Raw genomic sequence first — 13,776 nt, forward strand, 5'->3', positions numbered from 1 at the left:
TTAAAGGAATACCGGGATGAAATACTGGATGGTGGTGTGGCTGCTGATCGCCACCGCGACAACGGCGGCGCCACGCAGCCAAGGGCAGTCGGGCGAGTTTGATTTCTATGTGCTGTCGTTATCGTGGTCACCCACGTTTTGCCTGACGCACCCAGGCAACGAGCAATGCTCGGGTAAGGGCTACGGCTTTGTGCTGCACGGTTTGTGGCCGCAATACGCGCGGGGAGGGTGGCCGGCGTCCTGTACGCCGCAGACGCGCTTGAGCGAGGTAGAAATGGACAAGGGCGCTGCGCTGTTTCCCACCCGCGCGCTGCTCAAGCATGAGTGGACCACGCATGGCACCTGCAGTGGGCTCGAACCGTTGGAATATCTGGAGAAGACTGATGTAGCGCTCGGTGCGGTCGCCATCCCGCAGCAGTTGCAACCGTTTAATACGCCGCCGTCATTGCCGGCCAGTGAGATCGAGGCGCTGTTTCGCGCGAGCAACCCGCGTATGGGTAACCACGGGATGGCGGTGATCTGCAAGGGAAAGGTGTTGTCGGAGGTACGGGTGTGCCTGACCAAGGACCTGGCCTTTGCCGGTTGCCCGCGCAGTGTGAAAAGCCAATGCCGTGGGGGCGGTATTCGTATTCCCGCGCAGCGTTGAGCCGTGCAATCGCCTAGAACTCGCCGGAATACTTCACCGCAGCTGCAGCGCGCGAGGGGACATTCAGGCTGCGCAACAATGACGACACATGGATACGTACGGTAAACGGCGAGATATTCAGGGCCTTGGCAATTTCCTTGTTGGTCTTGCCCTGGGCAATCAGGCGCAGCACTTCCTGCTGGCGGGTGGTGAGGGTGTGGGTGTCGAGGGGCAGCAGGCCTGAAGGGGCGAATTTGACCAGCACTTCGCCTTCGCGGATCGCCAGCAGGGCCTGGCCGATCTCGTCCGGGGCGATGTTCTTGCCGATAAAACCGTCGGCGCCCAAGGCCATGACCTGTTCGATCAGCGCGGGGTCATCGACCATCGACACCAGGACCAAGGTGGTGCGTTTCAGTTGCTGGCGCAGTTCGGCCAGTTGGCTGATGCAGGTCAGGCCGGGAAAGCGCAAATCGAGGATCAAGGTATCGACCTCGCCCGCTTCGCACAGCAACGCATTCACCGTGGCCAGGTCGCCGGCCTCCTGCACCACCGCGCCCGGCAGCAGGCGCTGCACGGTGCGCGTCATGCCTTCGCGAAACATGGGGTGGTCGTCGGCGATGATGATTCGGCCGGTCATGGCGAGCTCCTTCCTGGGGCAAGGTTGTGTCGAGGCATGCTAATTTATTTACCGCCGGTATAGGAGCGAGCTTGCTCGTGAAGCACGCACAGGCACCGCGTACTCCCAGGTCAAACGCGTTATCGTTGACGTTTTTCGCGAGCAAGCTCGCTCCTTCAGATGATAGGTCAAGGATATGACGATGAGCCCCGAGACTAACTCCGAACTCGATCAGGCTAACCTGCGCATCGTGGTGGCCAGCATCGCTATCGTTTACATCGGCGTGCTGGGCTTTTTGCCTGGGCAGTCGCTGGACACCTATCTGCCGGTGATCCTGTATATCTTGCTGTTCCTGCTGGCGTCCATCGTGCTTCGCCAAGTGATCGCACGCTGGCCCGGGCATTATCCGGCGCGGCGGATCTTTGGCATGATCCACGACTACACGGGCACTTCGTTCGGCCTGGTGGTAGGCGGTGAGGCGGCATTGCCGCTGTATGCGGTGATGGTCTGGGTGAACCTGGGCAACGGCATGCGCTACGGTTCGCGCTACCTGGCAATTGCGACGGGGCTGGCGTTGCTGGCGCTGTTGATCGTGTACCAACTCACGCCGCTGTGGCAGGCACAACCATTCATGGTGCTGATGCTGATGATCACCAGCACGGTGATCCCGGTGTATGCCCATATCCTGTTGGAGCGCACGCGCAAGGCCTCCGAGCAGGCGATCGCCGCCAACCTGGAAAAATCCCGTTTTCTCGCCCAGGCCAGCCATGACCTGCGCCAGCCGATCCACTCCATTGGCCTGTTTACCGCCTGCCTGCGCGAAGCCCGTTTGGGCGAGGACGAGCAGCGCTTGGTGGACAATATCGACCGCTCGCTGCTTAACGTCTCGCAATTGTTCCGCTCGATTCTCGACCTCTACACCCTCGACAACGGGCGCCTGTTGCCCAAATACCAAGTGATCCACCTGGGCGACTTCCTTGCCGACCTCGTGCGCCAGAACGCCGAGGCTGCTCGCTGGGCGGGCGTGGAGCTGCGCCTGCGCCCCTGTGCCCACTGGGTGCTGGTTGATCCGGCCATGCTGGCGACCATGGTGCAGAACCTGCTCTCCAATTGCTTCAAGTACGGGGCGCAACGACCGGTGCTGATTGGCGTGCGCATGCGTGATGACGGCGTGGTGGTGCAGGTGCACGACCAGGGGCGGGGGATTGCCAAGGAGCATCTGTCAAAGGTCTTCGAAGAGTTTTATCGCGTGCGCCAACTGCGTGACAAGGACGTCGAAGGTGTGGGCCTTGGGCTGTCCATCGTCAAGCGCCTGGGGCAATTGATGGGGTTGCAGGTGAGCCTGCGTTCGCGGGTCGGCCATGGCACCTCAGTAAGCCTGCATGGCCTAGCCTTGGCCACCGCGCCGCGTCAACCGGCCTTGCGCGACGATGCACGCCAAGCCGGGCTGCTCACCGGCCTTAAGGTGTGCCTGGTGGAAGATGACTACAACGTGCTGCTCGCCACCCAGGCTCTGCTGGAGCGCTGGGGGTGCCAAGTGCAGGCCGAGTCCACGGGGCAGGGTTTGGTCAGTGACTGCGACATCATCGTTGCCGACTATGACCTGGGCAACCACGCCACCGGCATCGAATGCATCGACCAGTTACGCCAGCAACGCGGCTGGGCGGTGCCAGCGCTGATCCTTACCGGGCACGACGTGGAGAAAATCCAGGCCGCGTTGCATGATCGTCAGATCGCTATTTTGTCCAAACCGGTACGCCCTGCGGAACTGCGCGGCACTCTGCGAGCGCTCAGCCAGGAAAATATTACTGCATGAACGGCGTCAACCCATTGCCTTTGGCGCCCTTGGGCATGCAGTAGGCCGCGGGCTTCATCAGGCCGAAGCTGGCAATCGCGAACGCGCCGCCGCTGGCACCACTGGGTACGGAGCAGTTGTACTCGCCGGAGGCTGTGTTAGCGACGTAGTAGGTGGTCATGGAGTCGCTGCGCACATTGGAGATACGTTTTACCGGCTCGCCCAGATTGGTTTCCGACAGCTTCTTGAGATGATCTTCGGTGGGCTTGATATTGCTGCAACCGGCGACGCCGATGATCAAGGCGCCCAGCAGGGCAAAGCGAGTGACAGGGGAGTAGAGTTTCATGGTGCTTCTTCCTTGGGGTTGTTTTGGTTTTTCCAACGCGCAACGAACCCGCGCGCACGGAATGCGCGGTGTGGGTGAGAACGTTGGAAGTGCCGCGGAATATAGCGCTGCCGTGAGGTAGGGTCGATTAGCACAAATGGGCTAATGGCAGTTTGAGGTCACGGAAGGAGCTTGCGATGCTGGAGATGAAACGTGCCACGCCGGACGACGCCGAGCGTGCGTTTGAGATTCGTCGCGAGGCCATTCGCGGCCAATGCATTGGCGCCTATAGCGCTGAACAAATGGCGCTCTGGACCCGAGGTCGCGCCAGTGATGGCTACGGCGCGCTGATGGAAAAACAGTTCTACATGGGATGGTTCAATGGCAAACCAGTCGTCACTGGCATGCTGGATCTTGCCAGCCATGAAATCGGAGCCTTGTTTGTATTGCCCCTATTCAGCGGGCGAGGGTTTGGCAAAGTGATGCTTGCTCACTTGGAGCGTATGGCGCAGCAGCGGGCGATTGAACAGGTTGTGCTGGATGCGACACTGAACGCGGTGAGTTTTTATAGAGCGTGCGGGTATGTGGGCGATGAGCAGGCGGTGTACCGCTCGCCGTCCGGGTTGGTGCTGGCGTGTGTACCGATGGTGAAGCGGTTGCGGGTTATGAGTCCCGTTTGAATGCAGCGCGCAATTGCTCGATCACAGGCTCTATCCCTGGCCCTTGAATCGGCGGCGGGGTGAGACTCTCGCCAAACTCGCGCCATACGAACAGGGTCAGTTCAGCGCCATCGGTCATGGGTTCGAGGGGGGGCGTCCCGAAAGCGTTCAGCGAGCGATAGCGTTCGTCCCGCCAGAACGCTTGCTCTACCCAGTCATAGACGGGGATGCAATGAAAATGCAGCGGTAAGCCCGGCATATGGCCGTAACGGCTGATATACAGCCATTTTGGCTGGAGCTGGGTTTGCATCACCCGCTGGATATTGGCGAGCAGGCCGCCCAGTTCGGCCAGTGCGGCTTCAGGCATGTCGGGGAGGGCGTCAATCGGCGCCCTGGCGCCCAGCATCAAGTAACCGGGCAGCTTCGAGGTCAGGTGGTGGTTGAGCTGCCAGTGCTCGGTCTGGTGAAGGATAAAGGCTGGGTTGATTTGCATGCGCACGGGTCCCTGTGGGTTGGAGTGGCAGGATACCAAGGGTGAGGCGGTGTCATCCCCTCCAAGTGGCCACGCGCTGTACCTGTGGCGAGGGCGCTTGCTCCCGTGACGCCCCACGATCCAAATGTGGGAGCTGGCTTGCCTGCGAAAGCGGTGGTTCAGTTAAAGATGCAGTGGCTGACACGCCGCCTTCGCGGGCAAGCCCGCTCCCACTGGGGACCGGTGCCAGGCGTAGATCCTTTGGGCGATGCATGACCAATGTGGAAGCCAGCTCCCATAGTTTGATCGTGGGGGCATCCATCAGATCAGCGTTCGTTTCTGAAGCGCCCAGGGGCATTTTGTTCAATACGCTCATCGCCCGGCGCGTTACCGTGATCTCAACATCGTTGGCATCACACAAGGAACTGTAATGAGCTTGATCCTCTCCATGGCCGCTTTTGCCCTGGCCACGTCCATCACGCCCGGCCCCGTCAATGTGGTTGCTTTAAGTGCCGGCGCGCGTTTCGGTTTTGTCGCCAGCCAGAAACATGTGTTGGGCGCCGCCGTAGGTTTCACCTTGTTGTTGATACTGATCGGCCTGGGGCTGCATGAAGTGCTGGTGCGCTGGCCGATACTGATCCAATTGATCCGCTGGGGCGCAGTTGCGTTCCTGTTGTACATGGCGTGGAAACTCGCCGTGGACGATGGTCGGCTGGACGCTGACGGTACCGACACCGCGCCGTCGATGCTGTATGGCGCGATCATGCAGTGGCTCAACCCGAAAGCCTGGCTGGCGTGTGTGGCAGGCATGGGGTTGTTTGTGGCTGATGGCGATGCGGCGCAGGTGTGGTTGTTTGCCGCGCTTTACCTGGTGATCTGCTACCTGTCGGTGGCGTGCTGGGTGTATGCGGGGACGTTTTTACGCCGCTACTTGAACAACCCCAAAGGTGTACGGCTGTTCAACCGCTCAATGGCCGCGTTGCTGGTGGCCAGTGTGGGTTATTTGCTGATGGCTTGAGGTTCTCGCGGTATTGCCCCGGTGTGGCCGCGAAGTGTTGTTTGAAGGTGCGCTGGAAGTGCGCCTGGTCGGCAAAGCCCGCGGCCAGGGCGACGTCGGCAATCAGTGCGCCATTGCGCAGTTGGCTGCGGGCAAACTGGATGCGTCGGTTGACCATGAAGGCGTGGGGCGTCAAGCCGTAATACTGCTTGAACGCGCGGATCAGGTAAGACGGCGACAGATCGGCCGCCTGGCAGATGTCTTCGAGTTTCAAGGCCTGAGTGCAGTAAGCGCGGATGTAGTCGGCGGCGCGTTCGAGTTTGTGGTTGACCTCGCGTACCGGTGCCAACGAAGGGTTCAGACGCTGTTGCACCTCGGTGAAGTAACTCACCAGCGTGCTCTGTTTTTGTAGCAGTTCGGCCTGTTCATCCACTAGCGTGCGGTACAGGTCGAGCAAGCCGTGGTACAGCGTGGTGTCGCGGGTATGGGGCGTGTCGAATGGCCGGTAGCCCTGGTCGGTACTGAACCCCAGCTGGTATTGCAGGTCGGTCAGCCAGGGCGTGTCCAGGTACAGCATGTGGTAGGACCAGGGCTGGTCATGGATGGGGTTGCACGCATGCACATCGCCTGGGTTCATCAGCACCACGGTGCCGGCGCTGATTTCGAAGGTGCGCGCGCCGTAGTGGTAATAGCTGCAGCCGGTGGTGATCGCACCGATGGAAAAATGCTCATGGGCGTGCCGGGTGTAGGTGACCTTGCGCCCGTCGGCGATGGTGCGCGCTTCGATGAACGGCAGGCGTTCGTCGCGCCAGAAGCGCGGCGTGTCTGCGGGACGGGCGATTGGGCTGAGCGACATGGCGTTATTTCTCCTGCATTTGCACCCGCGTGCCGTCAGGCCGGCACCAAGAAAGCCGCCTTGAGCAACTGCCGGGTATAGGCATGTTGCGGGTCAGCAAAAATAGCCTGGGCATCGCCTTGCTCCACCACCTGGCCTTGCTTGACCACCATCAACTGGTGACTCAGCGCCTTCACCACTGCCAGGTCATGGCTGATAAACAGGTAGGTCAGGTTGTACTTGGCCTGCAAACCGCGCAGCAACTCTACCACCTGGCGCTGTACCGTGCGGTCCAGGGCCGAGGTGGGTTCGTCCAGCAGGATCAGGCGCGGCTTGAGCACCAGCGCTCGGGCGATAGCGATGCGTTGGCGCTGGCCGCCGGAAAATTCATGGGGGTAGCGATGCCGGGATTCGGGGTCCAGGCCCACTTCCTTGAGCGCTGCGATAATTGCCGCTTCCTGTTCGGCGGGCGTGCCCATCTTGTGGATACGCAGGCCTTCGCCAACGATCTCGCTGACGCACATGCGCGGGCTCAGGCTGCCGAACGGGTCCTGGAACACCACCTGCATTTCCCGGCGCAACGGGCGCACCTGCTGTTGGCTGAGGCGGTCCAGTTGCTGGCCTTCGAAGCGAATCCCGCCCTGGCTGCCGATCAGGCGCAAAATTGCCAGGCCCAAGGTGGACTTGCCCGAGCCACTTTCGCCAACGATGCCCAGGGTTTGGCCCTGGGGCAGGCTGAAGTTGATGCCGTCCACAGCCTTGACGTAATCGACGGTATTGCGCAAAAAGCCTTTCTTGATCGGAAACCAGACTTTCAGGTCGTCCACTTCCAGCAGCGGAGGGCCGACATCATTGTTGGCTGGCCCACCACTGGGCTCCGCCGCGAGCAATTCCTGGGTGTAGGGATGCTGGGGCGACTGGAACAGTGTCTCGCAATCGGCCTGTTCAACGATGCAACCTTGCTGCATCACACACACACGATGGGCGATGCGCCGTACCAGGTTGAGGTCGTGGCTGATCAGCAGCAGCGCCATGCCCAGCCGCGCCTGCAGCTCCTTGAGCAATTCCAGGATCTTCAACTGCACGGTGACATCCAGCGCCGTGGTCGGCTCGTCGGCAATCAACAACTCCGGCTCGTTGGCCAGGGCCATGGCGATCATCACCCGCTGGCGCTGGCCGCCGGACAGCTCATGGGGCAGGGCCTTGAGGCGTTTGTGCGGTTCGGGGATACCCACCAGCTCCAGCAATTCCAACGTGCGCTGGGTGGCGACCTTGCCGGTCAGGCCCTTGTGCAGGCCGAGCACCTCGTTGATCTGTTTTTCGATGGAGTGCAGCGGGTTCAACGAGGTCATCGGCTCCTGGAAGATCATCGCAATCCGATTGCCGCGTATATGCCGCAGGGTCTTCTCTTTAAGCGTCAGCAGGTCTTGCCCTGAATACTCGATAGTGCCCGACGGATGCCTGGCCAACGGGTAGGGCAGCAGGCGCAGGATCGAATGGGCGGTGACCGATTTGCCCGAACCGCTTTCACCCACCAGCGCCAGGGTTTCGCCGCGCTTGATGTCGAAGCTGACGTGGTTGACCACCCGGTGGTGATGCTCGCCGGTGACGAATTCGACACTGAGGTCGCGGATTTCGATCAGATTGTCCGGATTCATCTCATTTCCTCGGGTCGAACGCATCGCGAGCGGACTCGCCGATAAACACCAGCAGGCTCAACATGATCGCCAGCACCGCAAAGGCACTCATGCCCAGCCACGGCGCTTGCAGGTTGGACTTGCCTTGGGCCACCAGCTCACCCAGCGACGGCGAACCTGCCGGCAGCCCGAAGCCGAGAAAGTCCAGGGCGGTGAGGGTGCCAATGGCGCCGGTGAGGATGAAGGGCAGGAAGGTCATGGTCGAGACCATCGCATTGGGCAGGATGTGACGAAACATGATCGCGCCGTTCTGCATGCCCAGCGCCCGCGCCGCGCGCACGTACTCCAGGTTGCGCCCGCGCAGGAACTCGGCGCGCACCACATCCACCAGGCTCATCCAGGAAAACAGCAGCATGATCCCCAGCAGCCACCAGAAGTTGGGTTGCACGAAGCTGGCCAGGATGATCAGCAGGTAGAGCACCGGCAAGCCGGACCAGATCTCCAGGAAACGTTGCCCGGCCAGGTCGACCCAACCGCCATAAAAGCCCTGCAAGGCGCCGGCAATCACGCCGATGATCGAGCTGAGTATGGTCAGGGTCAGGGCGAAGAGCACCGACACGCGAAAGCCGTAGATCACCCGCGCGAGCACATCGCGCCCCTGGTCATCGGTGCCCAGCAGGTTGACCGAGGACGGCGGCGCCGGGGCCGGGACTTTCAGGTCGTAATTGATGCTCTGGTAGCTGAACGGAATCGGCGCCCACAAGGTCCAGGCGTCCTTGGCCTTGAGCAGTTCCTGGATATACGGGCTCTTGTAGTTGGCTTCCAGCGGGAATTCACCGCCGAAGGTAGTCTCCGGGTAGCGCTTGAGCGCCGGGAAGTACCAGCCGCCGTCGAAGTGCACCGCCAGGGGCTTGTCGTTGGCGATCAACTCGGCGCCCAGGCTCAGCACGAACAGCACCAGAAACAGCCACAGCGACCACCAGCCACGCTTGTTGGCCTTGAACCGCTCGAACCGGCGGCGATTGAGGGGGGACAGGTTCATCTCAATGCTCCCGGCTGGCAAAGTCGATTCGCGGATCGACCAGGGTGTAGGTGAGGTCGCCGATCAGTTTCACGATCAGCCCCAGCAGGGTGAAGATAAACAGCGTGCCGAACACCACTGGGTAGTCACGGTTGATCGCCGCTTCAAAGCTCATCAGGCCCAGGCCGTCGAGGGAGAAGATCACCTCCACCAACAACGAGCCGGTAAAGAAGATGCCAATGAAGGCCGAAGGGAAACCGGCGATCACCAGCAGCATGGCGTTGCGGAACACGTGGCCATACAGCACCCGGCGATTGGTCAGGCCCTTGGCTTTGGCGGTGACCACGTACTGCTTGTTGATTTCGTCGAGAAAGCTGTTCTTGGTCAGCAGGGTCATGGTCGCGAAGTTGCCGATCACCAGGGCAGTGACGGGCAGCGCCAGGTGCCAGAAGTAATCGAGGATCTTGGCGCCCCAGCTCAACTCCTCGAAGTTGTTGGAGGTGAGCCCGCGCAAGGGGAACCAGTCGAAATAACTGCCACCGGCAAACACCACGATCAGCAGAATCGCAAACAGGAACGCCGGTATCGCGTAGCCGACGATGATCGCCGAGCTGGTCCACACATCGAAATGGCTGCCGTGGCGCGTGGCCTTGGCGATCCCCAGGGGGATGGACACCAGGTACATGATCAGGGTGCTCCATAACCCCAGGGAAATGGACACCGGCATCTTTTCCTTGATCAGGTCGATGACCTTGGCGTCCCGGAAAAAGCTGTCACCGAAGTCCAGCTGGGCATAGTTCTTGACCATGATCCACAAGCGTTCCGGCGCCGACTTGTCGAAGCCGTACATCTTTTCGATTTCCTTGATCAGCGCCGGGTCCAGGCCCTGGGCGCCACGGTAGCTGGAACCGGCCACCGCGACTTCGGCGCCGCCGCCAGCAATGCGGCTGGTGGCGCCGTCGAAGCCTTCGAGTTTGGCGATCATTTGCTCCACCGGGCCGCCGGGAGCGGCCTGGATGATGACAAAGTTGATCAGCAAGATCCCGAACAGCGTGGGGATGATCAGCAACAGGCGGCGAACAATATAGGCCAGCATTCAATCGCCTCCGCTCGCCGCATCGGCGCGTGTGTCCAGGGGGACGGCAGGGGTGACGTCTGGTTTGCTCCACCAGGTCGCGGTGCCGACGTCGTAGCGTGGCGAGATCTTGGGGTGGCCCAGGTGGTCCCAGTACGCCACGCGGAAGGTCTTGATGTGCCAGTTGGGAATCACGTAGTAGCCGAACTGCAGCACGCGATCCAGCGCCCTGGCGTGGGCGATCAGGCTTTGCCGCGAACCGGCGTCAATCAACTCTTCCACCAACTGGTCGACGGCGGGGTCCTTGAGGCCCATGTAGTTGCGGCTGCCGGGCTTGTCGGCGCTGGAGGATTTCCAGAACTCGCGCTGCTCGTTACCCGGCGAGGTGGATTGCGGGAAGCTGCCCACCAGCATGTCGAAGTCGCGGGAGCGCAGGCGGTTGACGAACTGCGAGACGTCCACCCGACGAATCACCAGGTCGATGCCCAGGTCCGCCAGGTTGCGCTTGAACGGCAGCAGGATGCGCTCGAACTCGGTCTGGGCCAGCAGGAACTCGATGGTCACCGGTTTGCCGGTATTGTCGACCATTTTGTCGTCAACGATCTTCCAGCCCGCTTCTTGCAGCAGTTGGTAGGCCTCGCGCTGTTGGGTGCGAATCATGCCGCTGCCGTCGGTGTGGGACGGTTCGAATGCCTGGGTGAAGACTTCGCCAGGGATCTTGTCGCGCAGCGGCTCGAGAATCGCCAGCTCGTCCGGACCGGGTAGGCCGGTGGCGGCCATTTCCGAGTTTTCGAAATAGCTGCGGGTACGGGTGTAGGCACCGTTGAACAGCTGTTTGTTGCTCCATTCGAAATCCAGCAACAGGCTGATGGCCTTGCGCACCCGCACGTCCTGGAACATCGGCTTGCGCATGTTGAACACGAAGCCCTGCATGCCGGTGGGGTTGCCGTTGGGGATTTCTTCCTTGATCAAGCGGCCCTCTTTCACCGCCGGAATGTTGTAGGCATTGGCCCAGTTCTTGGCGCTGAACTCCAGCCAGTAGTCGAACTGCCCGGCCTTCAAGGCTTCCAGGGAGACGGTGCTGTCGCGGTAGTAATCGGTGATGCGGGTATCGAAGTTGTAGAAGCCCTTATTGACCGGCAGGTCCTTGGCCCAATAATCCTTGACCCGCTCGTAGCGAATCATACGGCCTGGCTTGACCTCCGCCACTTGGTAAGGCCCGCTGCCCAAGGGGACTTCCAGATTGCCCTTGGAAAAATCCCGGGTCGCCCACCAGTGTTTAGGCAGCACTGGCAACTGCCCCAGGATCAGCGGCAATTCGCGGTTGTTGGTGCGCTTGAACTTGAACAGCACGCGCAACGGGTCTTCAGCCACGACTTCATCGACGTCGGCGTAGTAGTTGCGGTACAGCGGGTTGCCTTCCTTGATCAGGGTCTGGAAGGTGAACACCACGTCTTCAGCGCGGATCGGGTGGCCATCATGGAAGCGCGCTTCGGGGCGCAGGTAGAAGCGCACCCAGCTGTTGTCCGGGGCTTTTTCGATTTTGCCAGCCACCAGGCCGTATTCGGTGATGGGTTCGTCCAGGCTTTGCATGGCCAAGGTGTCGTAGATCAGCGGCAGGTTGTCTGCCGGCACGCCCTTGCTGATATAGGGGTTGAGGCTGTCGAAGCCGCCCATGGCCGATTCGCGGAAGGTCCCGCCCTTGGGTGCGTCGGGGTTTACGTAGTCAAAATGCTTGAAGTCGGCGGGGTACTTGGGGGGCTCGTTGTAGAGGGTCAGCGCATGTTGCGGCGCGGCGTGCGCCGCGGTGCACAGCAACAGGCTGGCGAGCAGGGTAGTACGCAAGGACATCATTGGGCTTTCTCCGAAGCTTTCAGCCACCACGCGCTCAGGCCCAGGCTGTAGGGCGGCGTGGTGACGAAGGCGAACCGGTTGCGGTACGCCAGGCGATGATAGTTGAGGTACCAGTTGGGAATGCTGTAGTGCTGCCACAGCAGCACCCGGTCCAGGGCGCGGCCGGCAGCCAGTTGTTCGTCGCGGGTCTGCGCCGCCAGCAGTTGGTCCAGCAGGTGGTCGACCACCGGGTTGGCGATACCGGCGTAATTCTTGCTGCCCTTGATTGCGGCCTGGCTGGAGTGGAAGTACTGCCACTGCTCAAGACCGGGGCTCAAGGTCTGGTTGAGAGTCATCAGAATCATGTCGAAATCGAATTGATCGAGGCGCTGTTTGTACTGTGCGCGGTCAACGGTGCGCAAGCGGGCGTCGATGCCGATGCGGGTCAGATTTTCGACATAAGGTTGCAGGATGCGCTCAAGGTTCGGGTTGACCAACAGGATTTCCAGGCGCAGCGGTTGCCCGCCCTTGTCCAGCAGGCGCTGCCCCGACAGTTTCCAGCCGGCCTCGCTGAGCAGGGCCAGGGCCTGGCGCAGGGTTTCGCGGGGAATGCCACGGCCATCGGTGTGCGGCAGGCTGAACGGTTGGGTAAACAGCGCGGCCGGCAGTTGGTCGCGGTAGGGCGAGAGCATCAACCACTCATGGCCCACGGGCAGACCGGTGGCCGAGAATTCACTGTTGGGGTAATAGCTCACTGAACGCTTGTAGGCGCTGCTGAACAGCGTGCGGTTGGTCCATTCAAAATCGAACATCAACCCCAGGGCTTCACGCACCTTGGCCTGGCTGAACGCCGGTCGCCGGGTATTCATGAACAGGCCCTGGCTCTGGGTGGGGATCTGATGGGCGATCTGCGCCTTGATCACATCGCCGCGGTTGACCGCCGGGAAGTTGTAACCGGTGGCCCAGTTCTTGGCCTGATGCTCGATATAAATATCGAATTCACCGGCCTTGAAGGCTTCAAAGGCCACGTCGCTGTCGCGATAGAATTCCACTTCAACCTTGTCGTAGTTATAGAAACCCTGGTTGACCGGCAGGTCTTTGCCCCAGTAATCCTTGACCCGTTCAAACACCAGTTGCCGCCCAGGCGCAACCTTGGTGATGCGATAAGGCCCACTGCCCAGGGGCGGCTCGAAGGTGGTGGCCTTGAAATCACGGTTTTTCCAATAGTGCTGGGGCAGCACCGGCAACTCGCCCAGGCGCAGGATCAGCAAGGGGTTGCCGGCGCGCTTGAACACAAAGCGGATACGGTGAGGGTTGAGGATATCGACCCGTGCCACTTCTTGCAGATTGGTGCGGTACTGCGGGTGACCTTCGGTCAGTAGGGTGCGATAGGAGAACGCCACGTCATCGGCGGTGATCGGCTTGCCGTCGTGAAAGCGTGCTTCGGGGCGCAGGTTGAACACCACCCAACTGCGGTCCTCGCTGTATTCCACCGACTGGGCAATCAGGCCATAACTGGAGGTGGGTTCATCGCCCGACGGCGCGTATTGCCCGGTGCCCACCATCAAGGGTTCATTGAGCTCGTTGACGCCGTACTGCAGGAAGTTGGCGGTGGAAACCGGGCTTGAACCCTTGAAGGTGTAGGGGTTGAGCGTATCGAAGGTGCCAAATGCCATCACCCGCAGCGTCCCGCCTTTGGGCGCTGCAGGGTTTACCCAATCGTAATGGGTGAATTTGGCCGGGTACTTGAGTGTGCCGAACTGCGCATAACCGTGGCTCTCGGTGATCGTCGCGTTCGCCGCAAAGCTCAAGGCCAGGCTTATTAGTAGAAGGAGGGGACGCTTCAAGTCAGAGATCCGATCCAGGCGGCTTGGGCTTTATGATCG

13 protein-coding genes are annotated in these 13,776 nt (G+C 61.0%); 4 read left to right on the forward strand and 9 right to left on the reverse strand.

Going from position 1 to position 13,776, the window contains the following annotated elements; all coding sequences use genetic code 11:
• Nucleotides 1–16: 16 nt before the first annotated feature.
• A complete protein-coding gene (locus BMH52_RS06195) occupies nucleotides 17–646 on the forward strand; it encodes a ribonuclease T2 (RefSeq protein ID WP_060767546.1) in 630 nt (209 codons plus the stop codon).
• Nucleotides 647–659: 13 nt separating this feature from the next.
• On the opposite strand, the gene BMH52_RS06200 is transcribed toward BMH52_RS06195, so the two are convergent.
• The gene (locus tag BMH52_RS06200) at nucleotides 660–1,262 is read right to left on the reverse strand and encodes a response regulator transcription factor (protein ID WP_014718246.1); all 603 of its coding nucleotides are present in this window, start codon (nucleotides 1,260–1,262) and stop codon (nucleotides 660–662) included.
• A 181-nt stretch (nucleotides 1,263–1,443) separates the two neighbouring features.
• On the opposite strand from BMH52_RS06200, the gene BMH52_RS06205 reads away from it, so the two are divergent.
• On the forward strand, nucleotides 1,444–3,057 hold the full coding sequence (locus tag BMH52_RS06205; RefSeq protein ID WP_032903839.1) for a hybrid sensor histidine kinase/response regulator: 1,614 nt from the start codon (nucleotides 1,444–1,446) through the stop codon (nucleotides 3,055–3,057).
• Here the strand turns inward: BMH52_RS06205 and BMH52_RS06210 are convergent.
• Entirely contained in the window at nucleotides 3,047–3,382 is a 336-nt protein-coding gene (locus BMH52_RS06210; protein ID WP_014718248.1) for a hypothetical protein, read from the reverse strand. The two genes, BMH52_RS06205 and BMH52_RS06210, sit on opposite strands and share 11 nt — an antisense overlap.
• Before the next feature lie 176 nt (nucleotides 3,383–3,558).
• Between BMH52_RS06210 and BMH52_RS06215 the strand changes: the two genes are divergently transcribed.
• Nucleotides 3,559–4,041: a GNAT family N-acetyltransferase gene (locus BMH52_RS06215; RefSeq protein WP_073843183.1), complete on the forward strand. Its 483-nt coding sequence runs from the start codon at nucleotides 3,559–3,561 to the stop codon at nucleotides 4,039–4,041.
• Here BMH52_RS06215 and BMH52_RS06220 read toward each other — a convergent pair.
• A complete protein-coding gene (locus BMH52_RS06220; RefSeq protein WP_058410579.1) occupies nucleotides 4,025–4,513 on the reverse strand; it encodes a hypothetical protein in 489 nt (162 codons plus the stop codon). The genes BMH52_RS06215 and BMH52_RS06220 overlap by 17 nt on opposite strands.
• A 409-nt stretch (nucleotides 4,514–4,922) precedes the next feature.
• Here BMH52_RS06220 and BMH52_RS06225 point away from each other — a divergent pair, with 409 nt between their 5' ends.
• Nucleotides 4,923–5,510 carry a LysE family translocator gene (locus tag BMH52_RS06225; protein ID WP_073843185.1) on the forward strand — a complete coding sequence of 196 codons (588 nt, stop codon included), beginning with the start codon at nucleotides 4,923–4,925 and terminating at the stop codon, nucleotides 5,508–5,510.
• Here the strand turns inward: BMH52_RS06225 and BMH52_RS06230 are convergent.
• Genes BMH52_RS06230 through BMH52_RS06255 form a run of 6 tightly spaced genes read right to left on the reverse strand, consistent with a single transcriptional unit; the run spans nucleotide 5,452 to nucleotide 13,737 of the window.
• Nucleotides 5,452–6,345, reverse strand: coding sequence for an AraC family transcriptional regulator (locus BMH52_RS06230; protein ID WP_032903836.1), 894 nt, complete (start codon nucleotides 6,343–6,345; stop codon nucleotides 5,452–5,454). The genes BMH52_RS06225 and BMH52_RS06230 overlap by 59 nt on opposite strands.
• 35 nt (nucleotides 6,346–6,380) lie before the next feature.
• Nucleotides 6,381–7,982, reverse strand: coding sequence for an ABC transporter ATP-binding protein (locus BMH52_RS06235; protein ID WP_014718252.1), 1,602 nt, complete (start codon nucleotides 7,980–7,982; stop codon nucleotides 6,381–6,383).
• A 1-nt stretch (nucleotide 7,983) separates the two neighbouring features.
• Nucleotides 7,984–9,003, reverse strand: a complete 1,020-nt coding sequence (locus BMH52_RS06240) for an ABC transporter permease (protein ID WP_003190688.1) — start codon at nucleotides 9,001–9,003, stop codon at nucleotides 7,984–7,986.
• A 1-nt stretch (nucleotide 9,004) separates the two neighbouring features.
• On the reverse strand, nucleotides 9,005–10,078 hold the full coding sequence (locus tag BMH52_RS06245) for a microcin C ABC transporter permease YejB (RefSeq protein WP_014718253.1): 1,074 nt from the start codon (nucleotides 10,076–10,078) through the stop codon (nucleotides 9,005–9,007).
• On the reverse strand, nucleotides 10,079–11,911 hold the full coding sequence (locus BMH52_RS06250) for an extracellular solute-binding protein (RefSeq protein WP_072434484.1): 1,833 nt from the start codon (nucleotides 11,909–11,911) through the stop codon (nucleotides 10,079–10,081). It abuts the gene before it with no gap.
• The gene (locus BMH52_RS06255) at nucleotides 11,908–13,737 is read right to left on the reverse strand and encodes an extracellular solute-binding protein (protein ID WP_014718255.1); all 1,830 of its coding nucleotides are present in this window, start codon (nucleotides 13,735–13,737) and stop codon (nucleotides 11,908–11,910) included. Before BMH52_RS06255 ends, BMH52_RS06250 begins: the two co-directional genes overlap by 4 nt.
• Nucleotides 13,738–13,776: the final 39 nt, after the last annotated feature.

The sequence above is a fragment of the Pseudomonas sp. BTN1 genome (genome assembly GCF_001907715.1).
Taxonomy (GTDB): Bacteria; Pseudomonadota; Gammaproteobacteria; order Pseudomonadales; family Pseudomonadaceae; genus Aquipseudomonas; species Aquipseudomonas paracarnis.

Bases quoted from the DNA above. Each gene is read 5' to 3' on its own strand.
- BMH52_RS06195 (WP_060767546.1), top strand. From the start codon at position 17: ATGAAATACTGGATGGTGGTGTGGCTGCTGATCGCCACCGCGACAACG.
- BMH52_RS06200 (WP_014718246.1), bottom strand. From the start codon at position 1,262: ATGACCGGCCGAATCATCATCGCCGACGACCACCCCATGTTTCGCGAA.
- BMH52_RS06205 (WP_032903839.1), top strand. From the start codon at position 1,444: ATGAGCCCCGAGACTAACTCCGAACTCGATCAGGCTAACCTGCGCATC.
- BMH52_RS06210 (WP_014718248.1), bottom strand. From the start codon at position 3,382: ATGAAACTCTACTCCCCTGTCACTCGCTTTGCCCTGCTGGGCGCCTTG.
- BMH52_RS06215 (WP_073843183.1), top strand. From the start codon at position 3,559: ATGCTGGAGATGAAACGTGCCACGCCGGACGACGCCGAGCGTGCGTTT.
- BMH52_RS06220 (WP_058410579.1), bottom strand. From the start codon at position 4,513: ATGCAAATCAACCCAGCCTTTATCCTTCACCAGACCGAGCACTGGCAG.
- BMH52_RS06225 (WP_073843185.1), top strand. From the start codon at position 4,923: ATGAGCTTGATCCTCTCCATGGCCGCTTTTGCCCTGGCCACGTCCATC.
- BMH52_RS06230 (WP_032903836.1), bottom strand. From the start codon at position 6,345: ATGTCGCTCAGCCCAATCGCCCGTCCCGCAGACACGCCGCGCTTCTGG.
- BMH52_RS06235 (WP_014718252.1), bottom strand. From the start codon at position 7,982: ATGAATCCGGACAATCTGATCGAAATCCGCGACCTCAGTGTCGAATTC.
- BMH52_RS06240 (WP_003190688.1), bottom strand. From the start codon at position 9,003: ATGAACCTGTCCCCCCTCAATCGCCGCCGGTTCGAGCGGTTCAAGGCC.
- BMH52_RS06245 (WP_014718253.1), bottom strand. From the start codon at position 10,078: ATGCTGGCCTATATTGTTCGCCGCCTGTTGCTGATCATCCCCACGCTG.
- BMH52_RS06250 (WP_072434484.1), bottom strand. From the start codon at position 11,911: ATGATGTCCTTGCGTACTACCCTGCTCGCCAGCCTGTTGCTGTGCACC.